Below are 353 nucleotides of genomic sequence, written 5' to 3'. Positions count from 1 at the left end.
CACCTGTTAAAAGTCCTGTTGCACCTCTTACAATGCTTATAGAATCATAAATTGCACTATCTATGCTTTCATTACCCTTCTCATAACTATGATTACTTGAACTCATCGCTCCATCTATTTGAATATTCTTTATTTGATAACCACGAGACCAAATTTGAGCAGAACCTGTATCACTAGTTTCTGATTCTACTGTAACACCAGGTATATTTCTTAGAACATCATTTATATTATTTAATTGTTGATCTTCCATTCTTTTTGAAGTGATAACTGAAACTGATTGTGGAGTTTCTTTTAAAGATAAATTCATACCAGTTGCAGAGTTGTCTTGAGTTCTTGTATAGCTATTTTCTTTA

At 31.7% G+C, this 353-nt stretch carries 1 protein-coding gene; it reads right to left on the bottom strand.

All coding sequences use genetic code 11. From position 1 onward, the window contains the following. A partial coding sequence (locus CRU91_RS12125) for a TonB-dependent receptor plug domain-containing protein (RefSeq protein WP_222718487.1) occupies positions 1–353 on the bottom strand: 353 nt, incomplete at both ends.

Source organism: Aliarcobacter vitoriensis (genome assembly GCF_003316695.1).
Taxonomy (GTDB): Bacteria; Campylobacterota; Campylobacteria; order Campylobacterales; family Arcobacteraceae; genus Aliarcobacter; species Aliarcobacter vitoriensis.
The sequence above is the reverse complement of the archived record's forward strand: the minus strand, read 5'-3'. Positions and strand labels throughout refer to the sequence as shown.